This is a genomic window from Bartonella phoceensis, from assembly GCF_902825145.1.
GTDB lineage: Bacteria > Pseudomonadota > Alphaproteobacteria > Rhizobiales > Rhizobiaceae > Bartonella > Bartonella phoceensis.
On the sequence record NZ_CADEAD010000006.1, the window covers coordinates 45727 to 67213 of the forward strand.

A 21487-nucleotide genomic window follows, 5' to 3' on the forward strand; every position below is an offset into this window, starting at 1 on the left:
AACCCTCTTAAGTTATTGAGCTTTTTTTCTTCATGCGTTTTTTTGTAAAATGTGTTATTTTGTTACTCTTTGAATCAACAGACATATCAGAAGGTGAAATTTTTAATTGCAACTTCTCTTTTTCCCCGTTTAATTTTTGTGTCAACACGCGAACCATGCCACCATTGCGCAATTTTCCAAATAAAATTTCGTCGGCTAATGGTTTCTTAATATGTTCTTGTATAACACGACTCAGTGGACGTGCCCCCATGTGAAAATCGTATCCTTTATTGGCGAGCCAAATCATTGCAGGAGGAGTTAATTCAAAACAAACTCCTCTATCAGCTAATTGCGCTTCAAGCTGAAAAATAAATTTTTGCACAATCTGATTGATAATTATCTGAGATAAAGGTGAAAATGGAATGATCGCATCTAACCGATTACGAAATTCCGGTGTAAAGAGTCGATTAATTGCTTCAATATCATCACCATCGCGATGCACTTTTCCAAATCCGATAGCTGATTTTGCCATATCTGAAGCACCAGCGTTTGTTGTCATAATTAAAATAATATTGCGGAAATCAATTTTTTTACCGTTATGATCTGTTAATTTACCATAATCCATAACCTGCAACAAAATATTAAACAACTCTGGATGCGCCTTCTCAATCTCGTCCAGCAGAAGAACAGCGTGAGGCTTCTGGTCAACTGCATCAGTCAGAAGGCCTCCTTGATCAAATCCTATATAACCTGGAGGAGCTCCAATTAAACGCGCCACCGTATGCCGCTCCATATATTCTGACATATCAAAACGTAATAATTCAATGCCTAAAGAAGATGCAAGTTGTTTTGCAACTTCAGTTTTTCCTACACCTGTTGGTCCTGAAAATAAATAACTTCCTATTGGTTTATCTGATTCGCGCAATCCTGCTCGTGCTAATTTAATTGATGAAACTAAAGTAGAAATTGCCTGATCTTGTCCATAAACAACATGTTTAAGCTCTCTTTCAAGCTTACCAAGCATTTTCTGATCATCGCCAGAAACTGCTTTTGGTGGAATCCTTGCCATGGCAGCAATTGTTGCTTCAATTTCTTTAATGCCTATACTCTTTTTCCGTTGTTTTTTCGGCAAAAGCTTTTGCGCTGCACCACTCTCATCAACAACATCAATTGCTTTATCAGGTAGTCTGCGATCAATCATATAACGTGAAGATAATACTACAGATGCCTTCATTGCCTGATCAGTATATTTGATCTGATGAAAATTCTCAAAATAAGGTTTCAAGCCTTGTAAAATTTTAATTGCATCGGCAACAGAAGGCTCATTAACGTCAATCTTCTGAAAACGGCGCTCTAAAGCACGATCTTGTTCAAAAATTTTGCGATATTCTTTATAAGTCGTTGAACCAATACACCGAATAACTCCAGAAGATAATGCAGGTTTTAAAAGGTTTGCTGCATCCATATTTCCTCCCAATGTAGCACCTGCTCCAATTAAGGTATGAATTTCATCAATAAATAAAATAGCATCTGGATATTGCTCAAATTCTTTAATAACTTGCTTTAACCGTTCTTCAAAATCACCACGATAGCGTGTCCCAGCAACAAGTCCTCCCATATCAAGAGAAAATATCATTGCATTTGATAAAACTTCAGGAACTTGCCCATCAACAATGCGTTTTGCCAACCCCTCAATTATAGCAGTTTTTCCAACTCCAGGATCCCCAACCAAAAGCGGATTATTTTTTGATCTTCGACATAAAACCTGAATCATGCGTGAAATTTCTACTTCACGACCAATTAATAAATCAATCTTTCCATTGCGTGCTTTACAATTGAGATCAACACAATAGCTCGTCAGTGCACTCGTTACCTTTTCATCATTGTCTGAAATCTGCTGATCTAATTGCTCTTCAAGCCCCTCAAGTAACATGGATAATCCCTCATCACGTGTGATCCCATGTGAAATGAAACGCACGGCATCATAGCGTGTCATTCCCATCTCTTGTAGGAAATATGCCGCATGACTTTCACGTTCAGAAAAAATTGCAACCAGAACGTTTGCTCCCGATACTTCGTCTTTGCCAGCTGATTGTGCATGAATCACTGCACGTTGGACGACACGCTGGAAAAATGTTGTTGGTTTTGTATCTTTATCAGCTCTAATCTGTATATCCAATTCTGACTGGATATAGTTAGTTAAGCGCTCTCGTAATTCTTCCACGTTTACCTGGCAAGCCTGAATAACTGAATTTGCATCGGCGTCATCAAGCAGAGCAAGTAAAAGATGCTCTAATGTCGCATATTCATGCTGCGCTTGTGTAGCAATTGTTAATGCGCGATGCAAAACCTCCTCAAGACTGGGTGTAAAAGATGGCATAATCCCTCACTTCGATTCCATTATACATTGTAATGGATGTTCATTTTGACGTGCACACTCTCTAACTTGTAGGATTTTCATTTCAGCGATTTCATAACTATAAGTTCCGCATTCACCTACCCCATTCTCATGAACATTTAACATAATACGGGTTGCTTCTTCAAAATTTTTTTTAAAAAAGTTTTTCAAAATAAAAACAACGAAATCCATAGGAGTATAATCATCGTTAAGTAAAAATACACGATATAACTTAGGATTTTGAAGTTTTGGTCTAATCTTCGGCATTATAATAGCACCCTGCCTGCTTTCATCCAAATTATCCCCCTTTTCATCGTACACAATACGCGCTATAGAGTTTACCATTAGCTTCTGTACCATTATCATTTCCTATGGAGTATATTTTTTGTTAATTTTAAATTCTTTCATAACTATTGCAATACTTGTTTGTGCAAAGAAGGAACTTTCTTTTACAGTTATGAGATTTAGGTCAAATATTGGAAACTCACAAAATAATTTCTGTAAATAAATTAGTAATACCATTCGTTTAAGCTGCATCAGAAATCTGCAGAAAAGGGGGGCTTTACAGAATTTTTAGAGTAAATGGAGAAATAGGATATCGCAAGTGTATATTAACTGCCAAAAAATTGTGCGTTGTTATAAAAAAGTAGTAATTGCTTTTGTTATTTTAGCTCTTTCTTACTCTTGGGTATCAGCTACTCCTCAAGGAGCTTATCCTGATAAGTATGCTGCTATCGTTATAGATGCAAATACAGGAAAAACTCTCTTTCAGGCCAACGCAACACTGAGGCGTTATCCCGCTTCTTTAACAAAAATGATGACGTTGTACATGCTCTTTGAATCTATGCATACGCGCCGCGTTACACCAAATACACCAATCCCCATCTCACATTATGCAGCAACACGCCCACCAACAAAAATCGGATTGAAAGCAGGCCAAACGATTTCTGTAGAATTAGCAGCTAAAGCACTCATTACAAAATCAGCGAATGATGTTGCTACAGCCGTTGCAGAGTATCTTGGCGGCAATGAAAAAAAATTCGCACGAATGATGACAATGAAAGCCCGCAAACTTGGCATGATAAATACCCGTTTCGCAAATGCTTCAGGACTTCCAGATGTACACAACTATTCTACGGCACGAGATATAGCTACCTTGTCACTGGCTCTACGTAAACACTTTCCACAACAATATAAATTATTTAAAACAATAAGTTTTACTTTTTGTGGACGTACAATTAACAGCCACAATAAACTTGTCAAAATAATGAAAGGCGTCGATGGAATCAAAACAGGCTATACACAAATGTCAGGCTCTAATTTAGCAACTTCGATGCGTAGTGAAGGACGCTCTATTGTTGCCGTTGTTATGGGGGGGAAATCATCTGCCACACGTGATGAGCATATGGCGAACTTATTGAACCAATATTTACCACAAGCAAGCCAAATGAAAAGTCATGGACGTTTAATGGCTTCTGCACACTATGATTTACCCACTGGTGCAAACATTCCTATACCAATCGCTAAAGCTGAAACAGCCAATTCAGATGATAAAATTTCTCCTCTGTTAACAGCATTTGCGGAACAACCTAGAAACTCCAATATGGCTATAGCCGCTGTAAACAAGATTATTATACCAACTCCTAACCCTCAGAAAACTATACTTGATGAGACCAAAATTATTACAGCCTCTTTATCTACAGACGCTAGATGGGCTATCCAAATTGGTTCTCTACCTGATAAAGAACAAGCAAAGACTTTGCTTTTAAAAGCAAAAAGTATAGCTTATTCTGCTTTAAAGAATGCATCTTCACATATGCAACTGTTTGAAAAAAGCGGACACCGCTATTATCGTGCGCGGTTTGTCGGATTTCAATCAAAAAAAGCCGCACTCAATACCTGTTCTACATTAAAGAAAGCAAATTTTAACTGCTATGCTGTAGCTTACTGAAAGTTTTTGAATTCGCGTTAAGGATAGTACCATGATACATAATGCTCTTGCTTCTTCCTCCAAAAAAGAAAAATTATTGAAGCAGTCATCCTTCCTCTCATTGCGTTCCTTGCATAATGTTGTAATAAAACTCACTGGTTTAAAGAATACTCCGACGACATTAGATACACAGTCTCTTGCAAATCTTCTCATTTGCCAAACAATGCGAAATCGTCGTCTTACAATGCCTCCTGTACGTATTCATTTACGCGTTGCAAGCCAAACTGGTAATATACCTATTAAAATTCATCTAGGTGCAACAAATGTCTAATTTTATAAATAAGTTTCTCAAAAACTATATTCATTAATAAAAATATTCGTATATTGCCTTCAATTTTTAAAAATTATTTAGCAAATGCACTCTTTTCTGAAACTTATAAAAATTTCTTTGCGGTTTTTTATCCAGCTCTCAGATCAACTTTTCCATAAAACTATCTCTCAAACAATATACAGAAAATATCAAATACTCTCTTACTCTTGAATTTCTTATCAAAGATTATCCTTTATATTTCATACTGGTACGCTCATGCGATTTTCTATGCATAGTAATCTACCCTTCACACTGTAACTGAATGAATTCTGTTGATTATTGATAACAGTTAATAAAATGGGAATATATCGCAATATAAAATAGTTTGATATATGAAAGATGATAGTTTCCGATCTCATATCAAATTGTTAAATCTTCTCCAATACATCTTTATAAAGATAATTGATCATTTTATCATAGGAATGAAAACCTCAAATACAGGAATATTCACTCGTTTCAAATATTTTTTTTACAATAAAATCAGTAATACAAAAGCAGTTGGTAATATTGACAACTGCATAATATAATAACGATGCTTACCAATACCTTTATAGGTGATAAAATACCCTATAAAAAACTTACTAGATGAAATATTCGTCGCACATTTTAACAGGATATTGCATTAACTGCGAGGCCAGCTTTACTCGTTTCTTTATAACGTTCACTCATATCATGTCCAGTCTGGCGCATTGTTTTTATACAAGCATCAAGAGAAACAAAATGATCTCCGTTACCATGTAAAGCAAGAGAAGAAGCCGTTACTGCCTTAACAGCTCCCATCGCATTGCGCTCAATGCAAGGAACTTGTACAAGACCTGCAACCGGATCACACGTCATTCCCAAATGATGCTCAAGCGCAATCTCTGCTGCGTTTTCAATCTGAGCTGGTGTACCACCTAACGCAGCTGTCAATCCTGCAGCTGCCATTGAAGATGCTGTCCCAACTTCACCTTGACATCCTACTTCTGCACCAGAAATAGAAGCATTATGTTTGATGACTCCACCAATAGCTGCTGCCGTCAATAAAAAATTATGTATTCCCTCTCGATCTGAATCATCATAAAATTGAAGATAATAACGCAAAACTGCAGGTACAACACCCGCTGCTCCATTCGTTGGTGCTGTAACAACACGACCACCGGCAGCATTTTCCTCATTCACTGCTATGGCATATACCGAAAGCCAATCATTTGCCCAAAGTGGGTCATTGCGATTTTTTTTTCTATTTTCTAAAAGTGTTTCGTGTAGCTTTTTAGCACGTCTTGGCACATGCAATCCACCTGGCAATTTGCCCTCTTGTGAAAGACCTCTATCAACGCACTGCGTCATAGCTGAAAAAATTTCATCGAGACCGGTATCAAGAACAGAACGCTCTATTTTTGTCTCTTCATTTAGGCGCTTCATTTCAGCAATTGAAAGTCCTGACTTTTTTGCCATTGACAACATTTCATGCGAAGAACTAAAGGGATATGGAATTTCAAACGTTTCTTGTTGTATATTACCATTCATATGGCTTAGTTCATCCTCAGTCACAACAAAACCACCGCCGATAGAATAATAAATCTGCCGTAAAAGAACATTCCCTTCAGCATCAAGCCCTTCAAACGCAAGCCCATTAGCATGTCCAGACAAGACTTCTTTTCGTTCAAAAATAAGATCATTTTGCAAATTAAAGTGATAAGCGGGATGGCCTTCTGGTTGCACTTTTTTTTCACGTGTAACCTTTTCTAACAAAAATCCCATACAATCAGGATCCACAGTTGAAGCTTTTTCTCCCAAAAGCCCTAATATAATAGCTCTATCTGTGGCATGACCAATTCCTGTAAAAGCCAAGGAACCGTAGAGATAAACACGTATACGAGAAACTTCAGAAACAAATGGTTGAGAAAAATTTCGCGCAAGAAGCTCTTGCAAAAACATATTAGCCGCCGTCATCGGCCCCATCGTATGAGAACTGGAAGGACCAATACCAATTTTAAAAAGTTCAAAAACAGATAAAAACACATACCACCCCAAAACTATCTACAGTTTGAGTATATGCTTTTTTATTAGACTTGTCTCATTTAAAATCAAATTGCGAGATAAGCTAAAAAAATGACAGCAACAAATATAAACGTTGCTCGTCTTGCTACCACCCAACACTTATTTTCTAGAGCGCTTTCCATAGCCAACCTTCAAACTGGAAAATGACATTAAAATAATCAATCTCTTAATGTTGCAAGCGTAGTAAAATAAGTGTTAACATGCAATATCAAAATCCAATAATAATGAGTAATTCCCACCGAAATATTTTTTATAATGTCTCAGACTCTTAAAAAATTTATGTCTGCTTGTTAAAAATATTTCTATGGATATCGTTAAATAAAACGTACAAAATTTTCGATCGATTCGCGTTCAGTTTCAAAATTGTTTTCTGGAGCACCTGTATCACGATAGCCAAGTGCCATACCACAGATAATGTGTCGATCAGAAGGTACAGATAAAAATGTACGAATTTGTTTATGATAATCAGCAAAAGCAGCTTGGGGACAGGTATCTAATCCAAATCCACGTGCTGCTAACATAATAGTCTGCATAAACATACCCAAATCAAGCCAGCTTCCCCTTTCCATATCCTGATCCATTGTAAACAAAAGTCCTACAGGCGCACCAAAAAATGAAAAATTCCGTACCTTCTGGCAAAGTATTTTTTCTTGCTCATCTTTTTGAATTCCAAGACTCTTATAAAGATCTAAACCAATTTTTTGACGCCTTGAAAGATAAGGTTCACGCCATTGACGTGGATAATAATGATATTCACGTTCTCCTTTTACTCCTGAGAATGCGAGTCGTGAAAGCTCTTTTCCTAACTGCTGCAATACATCCCCTGTAAGCACAATAACTTGCCATGGCTGGAGGTTTGTCCCAGATGGTGCACGTGCTGCAAGTTTCAAGATTTCTCTTACCGTTTCCTGTGAAACCGGCTGATGCGTAAAAGCGCGAATTGACTTACGCGACAGAATAGATTGGAAGATATCAAGAGGAGAATCACCCGTCATTATCTTTACTTTCTCTTTGAAAAATGAATTTGAATATCGTTTTTTGCTCATTCAAAGCCAAAATACTGCGAAAACAGCTTCGCAACTTTTCCCTTCAATCTACTCCTTCCAAACAGCTTACCGAATCCCAGACTTTACTGATTCCTGCCATGAGAAAACAATACAACCCCTCTCTTTTTATGGAAAGAAAATCATCAAACATGAATGAAATAAACTTTAAAATCAGCGATTAACTCTTACTTCAGCTAAACTCTCAAAAAAGTTTCCTCTTTGCGCTCTCAATCATAAAAAAAGATCATGAATATCACGCTGCATCTGCTATAAATCAGCCCGTTTTTTTATGAACTCCTGCTATTAATTTCTTAAGTTTTTTCTCATTATCAGGTGGTTTTGCACCCATCTTCAACATATCAGATATTTCAGACAAAAAAATTTGACTCTTTTAGCACATAGTATTTATTTTAATTTATGACGATCTGTTTGTGTATAAAACCATGTGTCTCTCTTCTTCATAATAACGCAAAGTCCGGGCTGTTATTGAAAATTTGCGCGCCAATTCACTAATTAAACAATATCCGTACATTGTTATTCTATTTTTATAGACTACATAGCTATCAGAAATATTGCTGTTTTGTCTAAAATTTTAGTGAGTATTTTAGCTTATGCTTTCCTAAATTTCAAATTATAAGAAAGATCTTTGACCATTCATGATGATATCTTTTCAATCTTTATAAAGAGTATCAATCAAAAAAATATTTAAAATCGGTTATTATCTCATTTTCAGAAAACCTATTCTCTTTCTTTAAAACATTGCTTACTATTACTTTACGCACTTTTTAACTTCGGAATATTTTAAAATAAACTTTCTATCTCACTCACTATGATAAATAAGGAGCATTGTAAAGGAAACAATAGAAAAAATGAACCATTATAAGAAGAAGATAATCAACTAACAAAAATGTTAAAATGCTAATCCCTTACAGTATTTACAGTCATATTTTTTAGAAAATATGCGAATTTGTTATTTTGAAATCTAAAAAAACGCCCGAATTCTAAACCCGGACGCTCTCCTTATCATTCTTTTTGACATGCTTTCAAATTACTCAGCAACCGCTTCAGTTGTCATATTTGTCAACATAGCCTTTGCCATCTCGTTATTACTAGATTTACGCCGCTCATCAACGATTAAATCATCACGAACTGCAGCGATACGGCGGATTTGAGCAATCGTACCACCTGTACCCGCAGGAATAAGGCGACCAACAATAACATTCTCTTTAAGACCTTGCAAAGTATCAATTTTACCAGAAACTGCTGCCTCAGTAAGTACCCTTGTTGTTTCCTGAAACGATGCTGCCGAAATAAACGATGGGGTTTGAAGAGAAGCTTTTGTAATCCCAAGAAGAATGGGAGTACCAGATGCGGGGCTCTTCCCTTCTGCAATCAAATTATCATTGATTTCATCAAGTTCAATGCGATCAACATTATCGCCCGGAATATAACCAGAATCTCCAGATTCAGTAATTTCAACTTTTTGCAACATCTGGCGAACAATCACTTCAATGTGCTTGTCATTAATGAGAACACCCTGCAAACGATAAACTTCCTGAATTTCATTAACAAGATAAGATGCCAAAGCTTCAACACCTTTAATCGCCAAAATATCATGAGGAGCGGGGTTACCATCAAGGACATAATCCCCTTTTTCAATTTGGTCGCCTTCTTGGAAGTGAAACAACTTACCCTTTGGAATCAAATATTCTACTGGTTCAAGAGTTTCATCATTTGGTTCAATAATAATACGACGCTTATTCTTATAACCACGACCAAATCGAATTGTACCACTGACTTCAGCAATAATAGCATGATCTTTTGGACGCCGCGCTTCAAAAAGCTCAGCCACACGTGGCAGACCACCTGTAATATCTTTTGTCTTAGCACTTTCCATCGGTAAGCGAGCAATAACATCACCAGCCTTCACATGAGAACCAGGCTCGACAGATAGGATGGTTTCCACCGACATCATATAGCGAGCTTCACCCCCCTTATACAATTTGGCAATTGTTTCACCTTTTTTATCTGCATGGATGATAATAGCTGGTTTTAGATCAGCACCACGTGGATTAGCGCGCCAATCAATCACCAAACGCTTCGTAATACCCGTAGACTCATCAGCTGTTTCTGTAACTGATAAACCATCAACCATATCTTCAAAACCTATATACCCATCAACTTCTGTTAAAATTGGACGTGTATAGGGATCCCATTCTGCTATACGTTGACCACATTTAACCACATCACCATCATCAACAAAAATATGCGCACCATAGCTCACTCGGTGCACCACACGCTCTTTTCCGGACTCATCCTTGATAATGATAGCCATATTACGTCCCATAACCACCAAATGGCCTTCAGAATTGCGAACTACATTGCGATTACGAATCTCTACCGTACCTTCATAAGAGGCTTCTAAATGAGAGGAATCAACAACCTGCGCCGTTCCCCCTAAGTGGAAAGTACGCATGGTAAGTTGCGTTCCTGGTTCACCAATGGATTGGGCAGCAATAACACCAACTGCCTCACCTTGATTAACAGGAGTCCCACGTGCCAAATCGCGACCATAGCATTTCGCACAAACACCAAGACGCGTTTCACATGTCAAAGCAGAGCGAATTTGAACAGACTGAATCCCCGCTTCTTCAATTTTTGCAACATCAGCCTCCTCAATCATTGCTCCACCTTCAAGGATCACCTCTCCAGAAACGGGATGCAAAACATCAACAAGCGCTGTGCGACCAAGAATTCTTTGTCCAAGAGAGGCAACAATTTGCCCTGCATCAACAATTGGCTGCATCGTAAGCCCTTTTGCAGTCCCACAATCAACGGCTGAAATAATAGCATCCTGTGCCACATCAACAAGACGCCGTGTTAGATAACCGGAGTTGGCCGTTTTTAATGCAGTATCAGCAAGCCCTTTACGTGCTCCATGGGTCGAGTTAAAATACTCGTTAACAGTTAGACCTTCCTTAAAGTTTGAAATGATGGGTGTTTCAATAATTTCACCCGATGGTTTTGCCATTAGCCCGCGCATACCAGCCAACTGCTTCATCTGGTTAGAAGAGCCACGTGCACCAGAATGTGACATCATATAGATCGAATTCATCGGCCGCTGACGACCTGTTTTGGGATCAAATTCAACAGCCTGAATACGTTTCATCATTTCATCGGCAACGCGATCTGTGCATTTACCCCAAGCATCTACAACTTTGTTATATTTTTCACCTTGTGTAATCAGACCATCATTATATTGTTGTTCATATTCTTTAGCCAAAGCTTCTGTTTCTGCAACCAAACGTGATTTGCTATCAGGGATAACCATATCGTCTTTGCCGAATGAAATTCCCGCACGACAAGCATAAGAAAAGCCAAGCTGCATAATACGATCACAGAAAATAACAGTCTCTTTTTGACCACAGTGTCGATAAACTTGATCAATCATTTTAGAAATATTCTTTTTCGTCATTTCTTGATTGACAATATCAAACGAGATATTCGGATTTTTGGGTAAAAGCTCACCAATAATCAAACGGCCAGGTGTTGTGTCATAAAGCTTAGCAACTTCCTTCCCATCCTTCCCCATATTTTTAACACGACCCTTAATCTTTGTGTGAAGAGTCACAATCTTATTTTCCAAGGCATAATGAAGCTCACCTATATCGGCAAAGGCCATTCCCTCACCTGGTTCTTTTTCAGAAACAATAGAAAGATAGTAAAGACCAAGAACCATATCCTGTGATGGAACAATAATGGGTGCACCATTGGCTGGATGAAGAATATTATTGGTTGACATCATCAAAACACGGGCTTCAAGCTGTGCTTCAAGAGAAAGTGGAACGTGAACCGCCATCTGATCACCATCAAAATCCGCATTAAAAGCGGTACACACCAAGGGATGAAGCTGTATAGCTTTTCCTTCAATCAAGATCGGTTCAAAAGCCTGGATCCCTAAACGATGCAATGTTGGCGCACGATTGAGCAACACAGGATGTTCACGAATAACCTCATCCAAGATATCCCAAACTTCCGGATGCTCTTTTTCAACAAGCTTTTTTGCCTGCTTCACCGTTGATGAATAACCTTTTGCATCAAGGCGCGCATAAATAAATGGTTTAAATAATTCGAGAGCCATTTTTTTGGGAAGACCACATTGATGCAACTTTAATTCCGGACCCGTCACAATAACAGAACGCCCCGAGTAATCAACGCGCTTCCCAAGTAAGTTTTGACGGAAACGTCCTTGCTTGCCCTTTAGCATATCCGACAGAGACTTGAGAGGACGCTTATTTGCCCCTGTAATTACACGCCCACGCCGACCATTATCAAACAATGCATCAACAGCTTCTTGCACCATACGCTTTTCATTGCGCACAATAATCCCAGGCGCACGTAATTCAATTAACCTCTTCAAACGATTATTACGATTTATGACACGTCGATAAAGATCATTCAGATCTGACGTCGCAAAACGTCCACCATCAAGCGGAACCAGCGGACGTAAATCAGGTGGAATAACTGGTATCGTCTTCATAATCATCCATTCTGGTTTGTTGCCAGATTCAAGAAAATTTTCAACGATCTTAAGCCGTTTAATCAGCTTTTTTTGCTTTAATTCCGAAGTTGTTTCAGACAATTCGACGCGTAAGTCATTCGCGATTTTCTCTAATTCCATGCCAGCTAGAAGCTCATAAATAGCCTCAGCACCAATCATAGCCGTAAATTGATCTTCTCCAAACTCATCAATAGCAAGCATATATTCTTCTTCCGAAAGAAGCTGATGAAGTTTAAGGGATGTCAATCCCGGCTCTGTTACAATATAATTTTCAAAATAGAGAACCCGCTCAATATCTTTCAAAGTTAAATCTAAAAGTGTGGAAATGCGACCTGGTAACGATTTAAGGAACCAAATGTGCGCAACGGGTGCCGCAAGCTCAATATGCCCCATACGTTCGCGGCGCACGCGTGAAAGAGTCACCTCTACACCACATTTCTCACAGATAATGCCCTTATATTTCATACGTTTATATTTACCGCATAGGCACTCATAGTCTTTAATCGGACCAAATATACGCGCACAGAAAAGACCATCACGCTCTGGCTTAAAAGTCCGATAATTAATAGTCTCAGGCTTCTTGATCTCACCATATGACCAGGACAAAATCTTCTCAGGACTCGCAATGGAAATACGAATAGAGTCAAATGTTTGCGCTGGCGCCTGAGGATTGAAAAGATTCATGACCTCGTGGTTCATGCCGTTCTCCTTCAAAGATTCTTAGAACCTGTTGTAATATCTCATTAATTCTATCACAGATCTTATTTAAAACCTATTTCTACTTTTTAAATTGCCCGTGTCACCTTAATAGAAATTTCCTTATTTAGCCTCCAGAGTCATTAGAACGCACTCTCTTTAAGTGCACTCCTTGAACTATCACTCTGCTGTATCAGACAATGCCCGCTGTGCAATAAGTTCACGCGCATCATCAAGTTCTACATTAAGAGCAAGTGAACGCATCTCCTTCACCAACACATTAAAGCTTTCAGGTATACCCGCTTCAAATGTATCGTCACCACGCACAATTGCTTCATAGACTTTTGTTCGACCAGCCACATCATCCGATTTTACCGTCAGCATTTCCTGCAAAGTGTATGCCGCACCGTAAGCTTCAAGTGCCCAGACTTCCATCTCACCAAAACGCTGACCACCAAATTGCGCCTTACCACCTAATGGCTGTTGTGTAACGAGTGAATACGGTCCAATTGAACGCGCATGAATTTTATCATCCACAAGGTGATGTAACTTCAACATGTAAATATAACCCACAGTTACCGGACGATCGAAAGGCTCTCCAGTACGACCGTCATAAAGCGTAACCTGACCTGAGCTATCTAAACCTGCATCCTCCAACATCATATTGATATCAGCTTCATGCGCTCCATCAAAAACAGGTGTTGCAATTGAAACGCCTTTTCTCATCTGCAGCGCCAATTTGTAAAGGCTTTCATTATCATATTGACGTATTGGCTCATTATGCTCATTATCAGGCATGAGATTCTCGATGCGCTGACGCAAAGGAAGTATATCTCCAGTTTCTTGATATAACTCTACCAACTCACCAATCTTCTTTCCCATACCTGCGCATGCCCAACCAAGATGCGTCTCAAGAATTTGCCCAACATTCATACGACTAGGCACACCAAGTGGATTTAAGACGATATCTGCGTGGGTTCCATCTTCAAGAAATGGCATATCTTCTACGGGAAGAATACGTGACACAACACCTTTATTACCATGGCGTCCCGCCATTTTATCACCTGGTTGGATTTTGCGTTTTACAGCCACAAAAACCTTCACCATTTTCATAACACCAGGAGGCATTTCATCGCCTCTTTGGACCTTTTCAACTTTATCCATAAAACGACGTTGTAACGCCTCTTTTGATTCATCATATTGCTTGCGCAAAGCCTCAATTTCATTTTGAAGCTTTTCATCTTCAACAGCGAATTGCCACCATTGTGAGCGTGGATACTGACCCATTATCGTATTGTTAAGCTCCTTGCTGCTTGAAAAACCTTTCGGTCCTTCTACAGCAACTTTACCTGTCAGCATATCGGAAAGACGCGCATAAACGTTACGATCAAGAATCGACTGTTCATCATCACGGTCTTTAGCTAAACGTTCAATTTCCTCACGTTCAATTGCCATCGCACGCTCATCTTTTTCCACACCGTGACGATTAAAAACACGAACTTCAACAACAGTCCCAAAAGTCCCTGGAGGCATTCGCATAGAAGTATCACGAACATCTGAAGCTTTTTCTCCAAAAATCGCACGTAAAAGCTTCTCTTCCGGAGTCATCGGACTTTCGCCTTTTGGTGTAATCTTTCCAACCAAAATATCACCCGGTTGAACTTCAGCACCAATATAGATAATACCAGCCTCATCAAGATTCCTTAACGCTTCTTCTGCAACGTTAGGAATATCGCGCGTAATTTCTTCAGGTCCAAGCTTTGTATCCCGTGCCGCAACTTCAAACTCCTCAATATGAATCGAAGTAAAGACATCATCGGCAACAATGCGCTCGGATAATAAAATGGAATCTTCGTAATTGTATCCATTCCAAGGCATAAAAGCCACAAGCACATTTCGCCCAAGAGCTAAATCACCAAGATCCGTAGACGGACCATCTGCAATAATATCGCCCTTTTCTATCCGATCACCAACATGCACGAGAGGACGCTGATTAATACAAGTAGACTGATTAGAACGCTGAAACTTCTGTAAACGGTAAATATCAACACCAGATTTTGAAGGATCTAAATCTTCTGTCGCACGAATAACAATACGGGTTGCGTCAACTTGATCAACAATACCACTACGTTTTGCACTAACGGCTGCGCCTGAATCGCGAGCAACAACGGATTCCATCCCTGTACCAACAAATGGTGCCTCAGCGCGCACAAGCGGAACTGCCTGACGCTGCATGTTCGATCCCATCAATGCACGATTCGCATCATCATTTTCCAAAAAGGGAATAAGAGCTGCTGCTACAGAAACCAACTGTTTTGGTGAAACATCCATCAAATCTACATGATCACGCGGTGCCATCAAAACTTCACCTGCATGACGACAAACAACAAATTCTTCCGTAAAACGTCCTTCAGCATCCAGTGAAGAATTAGCTTGAGCGACATAATGCTTTGATTCTTCCATAGCTGATAGATAGATAACCTCAGTTGTCACTTTACCATCAACAATTTTGCGATATGGACTTTCAATAAAACCATATTTATTAACTCGCGCAAATGTTGCTAAGGAATTAATCAAACCAATATTAGGACCTTCCGGGGTTTCGATCGGACAAATACGACCATAATGCGTAGGATGTACGTCACGAACTTCAAACCCCGCACGTTCACGCGTTAAACCTCCTGGACCAAGAGCAGAAAGACGGCGCTTATGGGTAATTTCTGACAATGGATTGGTTTGGTCCATAAACTGCGATAATTGCGAAGAGCCAAAAAACTCCCGGACTGCCGCTGCTGCAGGCTTTGCGTTTATCAAATCCTGAGGCATAACTGTATCAATTTCAACTGATGACATACGCTCTTTTATCGCACGCTCCATACGAAGCAAACCAATACGATACTGATTTTCCATCAATTCCCCAACCGAACGAACGCGGCGATTGCCAAGATTATCAATATCATCAATTTCACCACGGCCATCGCGTAATTCAACCAACATCTTAACAACAGCAAGAATATCTTCCTGACGCAAAGTACGAACTGTGTCTGGACAATCAAGATCCATGCGCAAATTCATCTTAACACGTCCAACAGCAGAAAGATCATAACGCTCTGGATCAAAAAATAAAGAATGAAACATTGCTTCTGCTGTATCCATTGTGGGGGGTTCACCTGGACGCATTACCCGATAGATATCAAATAATGCATCCTGCCGACTTTCATTTTTATCTACTTTTAAAGTATTGCGGATATACGCCCCGACATTCATGTGATCAATATCAAGAATATTAATTTGATCTGCATTAACATCAAACAAAATTTTTAATATTTTCTCGTCAATTTCATCACCAGCTTCAAGATAAATCTCACCTGTTTCGTAATTGACTATATCTTCCGCTAAATAGCATCCTAATAAATCATCCTCACTGACTTTAACCGCCTTGAGACCTTTTTCAGCTAAGGATTTTGCAGAACGAACTGTTAGCTTTTTACCCGCTTCAGCCACAACTTCACCACTATCTGCATCGATAAGGTCAGAAATAAGTTTCATTCCTTTAAAGCGATCAACAGAATAAGGAATTCGCCATCCATCCCCATCTCGCTCATAAGTAATCTTATTATAAAATATCGATAAAATATCTGACGCATCCATACCTAACGCCATCAAAAGACTCGTAACAGGAATCTTGCGTCGCCGATCAATACGGGCATAAATAATATCTTTAGCATCAAACTCAATATCAAGCCAGGAACCTCGATAAGGAATAACACGAGCAGCAAAAAGAAATTTTCCTGATGAATGTGATTTTCCTTTATCATGGTCAAAAAAGACACCTGGAGAACGATGCATCTGAGAAACAATAACACGCTCCGTACCATTAACAATAAAGGTACCATTCGTCGTCATTAAAGGCATATCGCCCATATAAACGCCTTGCTCTTTAATATCTTTGATATCTTTCGAGCCAGTATCCTCATCAACATCAAAAACGATCAAACGTAATATCACCTTTAATGGTGCGGCATAAGTCAAATCACGCTGACGACATTCTTCAACATCAAATTTTGGTAAATCAAATTCATAACCAACAAACTCAAGCATGGCTGTACCGGAAAAATCCGAAATAGGAAACACCGATTTAAAAACAGCCTGCAAACCTTCATCTGGTCGTCCACCTTTCGGTTCCTCAACCATGAGAAACTGATCGTATGACGCCTTTTGAACCTCAATAAGATTCGGCATCTCTGCTACTTCAGGAATCTTACCAAAAAATTTGCGTACGCGCTTACGACCATTGAATTGAGACATCATCGCTAGGGTCTGAGCCATCCTCGCTCCTTGATCTTTACTCTTCAAGGTAGAATAAACCTTGAAAGCTTTACGTCGTTAACCTGCATATGCAGACCAGTTCACTCGGTACCCTATACTGGATACCATCAACTTACCCCACTAACACAAGCCATCTACTACACTTGGTTTCACCATAAGGGGATTAAGAGCAAAACCCACATCCATTACAGTTATTGAACTGTTTAGAGAAGGTTTTCATTGATCATCTCCTTTTTTCCAAGAGAAAGGAAATCGGCGAACATAGACGCTCGCCGATAAAATAAAATTTACTTAAGTTCAACTTTAGCTCCAGCAGCTTCAAGTTGGGATTTAATTTTTTCTGCTTCCTCTTTAGAAGCACCTTCTTTAATAGGCTTAGGCGCTCCCTCAACCAGATCTTTAGCTTCTTTAAGACCAAGCCCTGTAAGAGCACGAACCTCTTTAATGACGTTAATTTTTTGCGCACCACCTTCAACAAGAATAACATCAAACTCTGTTTTTTCTTCAGCAGCTGGAGCAGCAGCACCAGCAACAGCAGCTACAGCTACAGGAGCAGCAGCTGAAACTCCCCATTTCTCTTCAAGCAACTTAGAAAGCTCCGCAGCTTCCAAAAGGGTTAGGTTAGAAAGGTCTTCTACGATCTTTGCTAGATCAGCCATTTTTAAATTCCTTCAATTAAAAGATTTGAACCATTATTTAAAACTTATTCAAAAAAACAGAAAAGCACTAAAGCCCTTCCATTAACGTGAACCAAAACAGCCTTAAGCCGCCTTATCCTTCTGAGCATATGCTCCAATGACACGTACAATTTGACCACTAGGCGCATTCACAACCTGTGCAATACGGGTTGCAGGAGTAGAAATCATACCCACAAGTTTTGCCCGCAACTCATTTAGTGAAGGCAATGAAGCCAATGACTTCACAGCGTCTACACTTAAACTTGTTGCCCCCATTGAACCACCAAGGATGATAAATTTGTCATTGCTTTTCGCAAAATCAACAGCAACTTTCGGTGCAGTGATTGGATCTTCTGAATAAGCGATAAGTGTCTGTCCAGTAAACAAATTCACCATTGATTCAGATTCCGTGCCCTGAAGAGCAATTTTAGCAAGACGGTTTTTAGCGACTTTAATGGCGCCGCCCGCTTCACCCATTTTCGAACGCAGATCGTTCATCTGTGAAACTGTCAGACCAGAATAATGTGCAACAACAACAGAACCAGACTTGCGAAAAGCCTCGTTAAGCCATGTAACAAATTCGCGTTTTTCCGCTCTATTCACTGTCTCTCTCCATTTAACAGACTCGTTTGAAACAAATCTGTTGGTTACCTTTGATAACATAAAATACTTTATGCTATCGATGAGGATCCTGTCCCCTTTTCACGCACAGCGATCAAAGGCAACCCTGGCTCAAACCCTTTAAGTCCTTTAACTTTTAGTTTTTACCCCAGTCTCATGCAGGTTTTTTTTCGATTAAGATACTTTAAACAGCATCACCCACAATCTCGGACAGGATATTCCGGAACTTCTCCCGGCATAACCTAAGCTTGATAAAGCCCAGATAACACAATGCCGATAATAATCGACACTTTAAAATAAAACTCCAATGTTCACATACCCCAAAACAAAATCACAAATCTGTTCAGAGCTACTCTGAACGAACAGTTGTAGGATCGACTTTAACTCCGATCCCCATAGTTGAAGAAACTGCAACACGCTTAATATATTCACCCTTTGCACCTTGCGGCTTAGCTTTAACAACAGCACTGGCAAAGGCTTTAACATTTTCCACTATCTTCTCAACTCCAAAAGAAGCTTTACCGATACCAGCATGCACAATACCAGCTTTTTCAACACGAAATTCAACAGCACCACCTTTAGAAGCTTTGACAGCACTAGCAACATCAGGTGTTACAGTACCAACTTTCGGATTTGGCATCAAACTGCGTGGACCAAGAATCTTACCAAGACGACCGACAAGAGGCATCATATCTGGCGTTGCAATACAACGATCAAAATCAATCGTCCCACCATTAATGCGTTCAAATAAATCTTCAGCTCCTACAATGTCAGCACCAGCAGTTTTAGCTTCCTCAGCCTTATCCCCACGTGCAAAAACTGCAACACGAATATTCCGCCCTGTTCCATTAGGTAAATGCGCGACACCGCGAACCATTTGATCGGCATGACGAGGATCAACCCCCAAATTCATTGAAATTTCAATTGTTTCATCAAATTTAGCAACTGCTCGCTCTTTAACCATTGAAACTGCATCTCTTAAAGGGTAAAGTACATTAAAATCAATATTTTTGCGGATATTTTTTATTCTCTTTGCTAGTTTTGCCATAATATTAGCCCACCACTTCCAAGCCCATAGAACGAGCAGAACCTTCAACCATACGCATTGCCGACTCAATATCATTTGCGTTAAGATCTTTCATCTTCGCTTCTGCAATTGAACGAATCTTATCACGAGAAATGCTCCCTACAGACACTTTACCAGGCTCTTTCGAGCCAGATTTCAAATTTGCCTCCTTCTTCAAGAAAAATGACACCGGAGGTGTCTTTAAAGAAAAGGTGAAAGACTTATCTTGGTAATAAGTGATAACTACTGGAATCGGTGCACCCTTCTCCATTTCCTGTGTAGCTGCATTAAATGCCTTACAGAACTCCATAATATTAATACCACGCTGACCAAGAGCTGGACCAATCGGTGGAGATGGTGTAGCAGCTCCTGCAAGAACCTGCAACTTGAGCTGACCTATACTTTTTTTTGCCATAATAATCTGCCTTCAATTTCACTGGCAGCTGACAATTTACCTTGCCCGCTACCTGCCGCAGTCAAGTGGTTCGGATCATTAAGCTGACAAAAGCCATAAATCACCTCCCACCAGTCACTCAAAGTGATTAAAATCACTTTAAGTTCAATCAGAGTTTTTCAACCTGACCAAACTCTAAATCAACAGGCGTAGGACGCCCAAAAATCAGTACTTCTACCTTAAGGCGAGAGCGCTCTTCTTCAACCTCCTGAACAATCCCATTAAATGAAACAAAAGGACCATCAGCAACGCGCACTTGCTCTCCAACCTCAAACAATACAGAAGACTTCGGAGATTCGACTCCTTCCTGAACTTGTTTAAGAATTTGCTCAACCTCCCGATCAGAAATAGGGACAGGACGCGAATCTGAACCCAAAAAACCTGTCACTTTAGGAGTATTCTTAATGAGATGATAAACCTCATCCGTTAATTCAGCACAAACGAGAACATAACCAGGAAAAAACTTCCGCTCAGTATCAACCTTACGCCCACGACGAACCTCTACAACACGTTCTGTGGGAACAAAAATCTTTTCAAATAGATGATCAAGTCCTTTTTGCTTTGCTTCTTTATCAATAGCTTCCGCTACTTTCTTTTCAAAATTCGAATATGCTTGAACAATATACCAACGAGCAGCCACAGTCACACTTCCTTGTACTCTCAACTAAAAAGATGTTTTAGAAGATCAATACCCCGCCAAACACCAAAATGCACAACCTGATCCACAACAAAAAAGAAAGCCGAAGCCAATGCAGTCACCAATAACACCATAACAGTCGAAATTACCGTCTCACGACGCGTAGGCCACTTGACCTTAACTGTTTCTGCATAAACCTGCTTTAAAAAGACAATCGGATTGGTTTTAGATGCCATCAGCCACACTATACTCTTTCTAACCTTATTATGGTTATATAATAAAATAAATACGACAAAAATGCGAAAAGCCAACCTTCAGCCTTATGCAGCTTCCTCATTTCTTACTCAATACAGATTTACGCATAAAAAAACAAGCCCTATACAAAAAAAAGCGAAGAAGGCAGTTTAAAAACCTACCTCCTCACAGCTAAAATCTCACTCGCATTTGGCAGGGGCAGCAGGACTTGAACCCGCGACCTGCGGTTTTGGAGACCGCCGCTCTACCAACTGAGCTATACCCCTACTCTCAAAATTATACCTTTAATGCTCTTAATGCTCTTCAATAACCACTACTTACTCAATGATTTTAGAAACGATACCTGCACCAACAGTACGGCCACCTTCACGAATAGCGAAACGAAGCTTCTCTTCCATGGCAATTGGAACAATCAAAGAAACATC

Annotated in this window: 16 protein-coding genes and 1 tRNA gene; 2 read left to right on the forward strand and 15 right to left on the reverse strand. The window is 39.5% G+C overall.

Going from position 1 to position 21487, the window contains the following annotated elements; genetic code table 11:
• Positions 1 to 7 precede the first annotated feature (7 nt).
• Both clpA and clpS read right to left on the reverse strand, forming a co-directional pair.
• Positions 8 to 2359, reverse strand: coding sequence for an ATP-dependent Clp protease ATP-binding subunit ClpA (gene clpA / locus J7R07_RS06645; RefSeq protein WP_208436090.1), 2352 nt, complete (start codon positions 2357 to 2359; stop codon positions 8 to 10).
• A gap of 6 nt (positions 2360 to 2365) precedes the next feature.
• On the reverse strand, positions 2366 to 2737 hold the full coding sequence (gene clpS, locus J7R07_RS06650) for an ATP-dependent Clp protease adapter ClpS (RefSeq protein WP_208436091.1): 372 nt from the start codon (positions 2735 to 2737) through the stop codon (positions 2366 to 2368).
• A 244-nt stretch (positions 2738 to 2981) separates the two neighbouring features.
• On the opposite strand from clpS, the gene J7R07_RS06655 reads away from it, so the two are divergent.
• Entirely contained in the window at positions 2982 to 4328 is a 1347-nt protein-coding gene (locus J7R07_RS06655) for a D-alanyl-D-alanine carboxypeptidase (protein WP_208436092.1), read from the forward strand.
• Positions 4329 to 4359: 31 nt separating this feature from the next.
• A complete protein-coding gene (locus tag J7R07_RS06660) occupies positions 4360 to 4638 on the forward strand; it encodes a hypothetical protein (protein ID WP_208436093.1) in 279 nt (92 codons plus the stop codon).
• A gap of 645 nt (positions 4639 to 5283) precedes the next feature.
• Here J7R07_RS06660 and J7R07_RS06665 read toward each other — a convergent pair.
• From J7R07_RS06665 to J7R07_RS06725, 13 genes are all read right to left on the reverse strand, one after another.
• Complete coding sequence (locus J7R07_RS06665; protein ID WP_208436094.1) at positions 5284 to 6681, reverse strand: L-serine ammonia-lyase; 1398 nt, start codon at positions 6679 to 6681, stop codon at positions 5284 to 5286.
• 353 nt (positions 6682 to 7034) lie between these two features.
• Positions 7035 to 7715, reverse strand: coding sequence for a nitroreductase (locus tag J7R07_RS06670; protein WP_208436095.1), 681 nt, complete (start codon positions 7713 to 7715; stop codon positions 7035 to 7037).
• 466 nt (positions 7716 to 8181) lie between these two features.
• Entirely contained in the window at positions 8182 to 8298 is a 117-nt protein-coding gene (locus tag J7R07_RS08420; protein ID WP_246464867.1) for a MerR family DNA-binding transcriptional regulator, read from the reverse strand.
• Positions 8299 to 8814: 516 nt separating this feature from the next.
• The gene (rpoC, locus tag J7R07_RS06680; RefSeq protein WP_208436096.1) at positions 8815 to 13026 is read right to left on the reverse strand and encodes a DNA-directed RNA polymerase subunit beta'; all 4212 of its coding nucleotides are present in this window, start codon (positions 13024 to 13026) and stop codon (positions 8815 to 8817) included.
• Positions 13027 to 13203: 177 nt separating this feature from the next.
• A complete protein-coding gene (rpoB, locus tag J7R07_RS06685) occupies positions 13204 to 17352 on the reverse strand; it encodes a DNA-directed RNA polymerase subunit beta (protein ID WP_208436097.1) in 4149 nt (1382 codons plus the stop codon).
• Between the two features lie 287 nt (positions 17353 to 17639).
• Positions 17640 to 18011: a 50S ribosomal protein L7/L12 gene (gene rplL / locus J7R07_RS06690; protein WP_012231477.1), complete on the reverse strand. Its 372-nt coding sequence runs from the start codon at positions 18009 to 18011 to the stop codon at positions 17640 to 17642.
• A 102-nt stretch (positions 18012 to 18113) separates the two neighbouring features.
• The gene (gene rplJ / locus J7R07_RS06695) at positions 18114 to 18632 is read right to left on the reverse strand and encodes a 50S ribosomal protein L10 (RefSeq protein ID WP_208436098.1); all 519 of its coding nucleotides are present in this window, start codon (positions 18630 to 18632) and stop codon (positions 18114 to 18116) included.
• Positions 18633 to 18999: 367 nt separating this feature from the next.
• Complete coding sequence (gene rplA, locus J7R07_RS06700; protein WP_208436104.1) at positions 19000 to 19698, reverse strand: 50S ribosomal protein L1; 699 nt, start codon at positions 19696 to 19698, stop codon at positions 19000 to 19002.
• Between the two features lie 4 nt (positions 19699 to 19702).
• Positions 19703 to 20131, reverse strand: coding sequence for a 50S ribosomal protein L11 (gene rplK, locus J7R07_RS06705; RefSeq protein WP_208436099.1), 429 nt, complete (start codon positions 20129 to 20131; stop codon positions 19703 to 19705).
• A 148-nt stretch (positions 20132 to 20279) separates the two neighbouring features.
• The gene (gene nusG / locus J7R07_RS06710) at positions 20280 to 20810 is read right to left on the reverse strand and encodes a transcription termination/antitermination protein NusG (protein ID WP_208436105.1); all 531 of its coding nucleotides are present in this window, start codon (positions 20808 to 20810) and stop codon (positions 20280 to 20282) included.
• Between the two features lie 20 nt (positions 20811 to 20830).
• On the reverse strand, positions 20831 to 21043 hold the full coding sequence (gene secE, locus J7R07_RS06715; RefSeq protein WP_208436100.1) for a preprotein translocase subunit SecE: 213 nt from the start codon (positions 21041 to 21043) through the stop codon (positions 20831 to 20833).
• Between the two features lie 209 nt (positions 21044 to 21252).
• Positions 21253 to 21328, reverse strand: a tRNA-Trp gene (locus J7R07_RS06720).
• Between the two features lie 51 nt (positions 21329 to 21379).
• Positions 21380 to 21487, reverse strand: a 108-nt coding sequence (locus J7R07_RS06725; protein ID WP_482830035.1) for an EF-Tu C-terminal domain-related protein, incomplete at its 5' end; no start/stop codon positions are given.

Coding starts and splice junctions, on each gene's coding strand:
- clpS (WP_208436091.1), bottom strand. CDS start 2,737: ATGGTACAGAAGCTAATGGTAAACTCTATAGCGCGTATTGTGTACGAT.
- rplA (WP_208436104.1), bottom strand. CDS start 19,698: ATGGCAAAACTAGCAAAGAGAATAAAAAATATCCGCAAAAATATTGAT.
- secE (WP_208436100.1), bottom strand. CDS start 21,043: ATGGCATCTAAAACCAATCCGATTGTCTTTTTAAAGCAGGTTTATGCA.
- rplL (WP_012231477.1), bottom strand. CDS start 18,011: ATGGCTGATCTAGCAAAGATCGTAGAAGACCTTTCTAACCTAACCCTT.
- rplK (WP_208436099.1), bottom strand. CDS start 20,131: ATGGCAAAAAAAAGTATAGGTCAGCTCAAGTTGCAGGTTCTTGCAGGA.
- J7R07_RS06660 (WP_208436093.1), top strand. CDS start 4,360: ATGATACATAATGCTCTTGCTTCTTCCTCCAAAAAAGAAAAATTATTG.
- J7R07_RS06670 (WP_208436095.1), bottom strand. CDS start 7,715: ATGACGGGTGATTCTCCTCTTGATATCTTCCAATCTATTCTGTCGCGT.
- clpA (WP_208436090.1), bottom strand. CDS start 2,359: ATGCCATCTTTTACACCCAGTCTTGAGGAGGTTTTGCATCGCGCATTA.
- rpoB (WP_208436097.1), bottom strand. CDS start 17,352: ATGGCTCAGACCCTAGCGATGATGTCTCAATTCAATGGTCGTAAGCGC.
- J7R07_RS08420 (WP_246464867.1), bottom strand. CDS start 8,298: ATGTACGGATATTGTTTAATTAGTGAATTGGCGCGCAAATTTTCAATA.
- rpoC (WP_208436096.1), bottom strand. CDS start 13,026: ATGAACCACGAGGTCATGAATCTTTTCAATCCTCAGGCGCCAGCGCAA.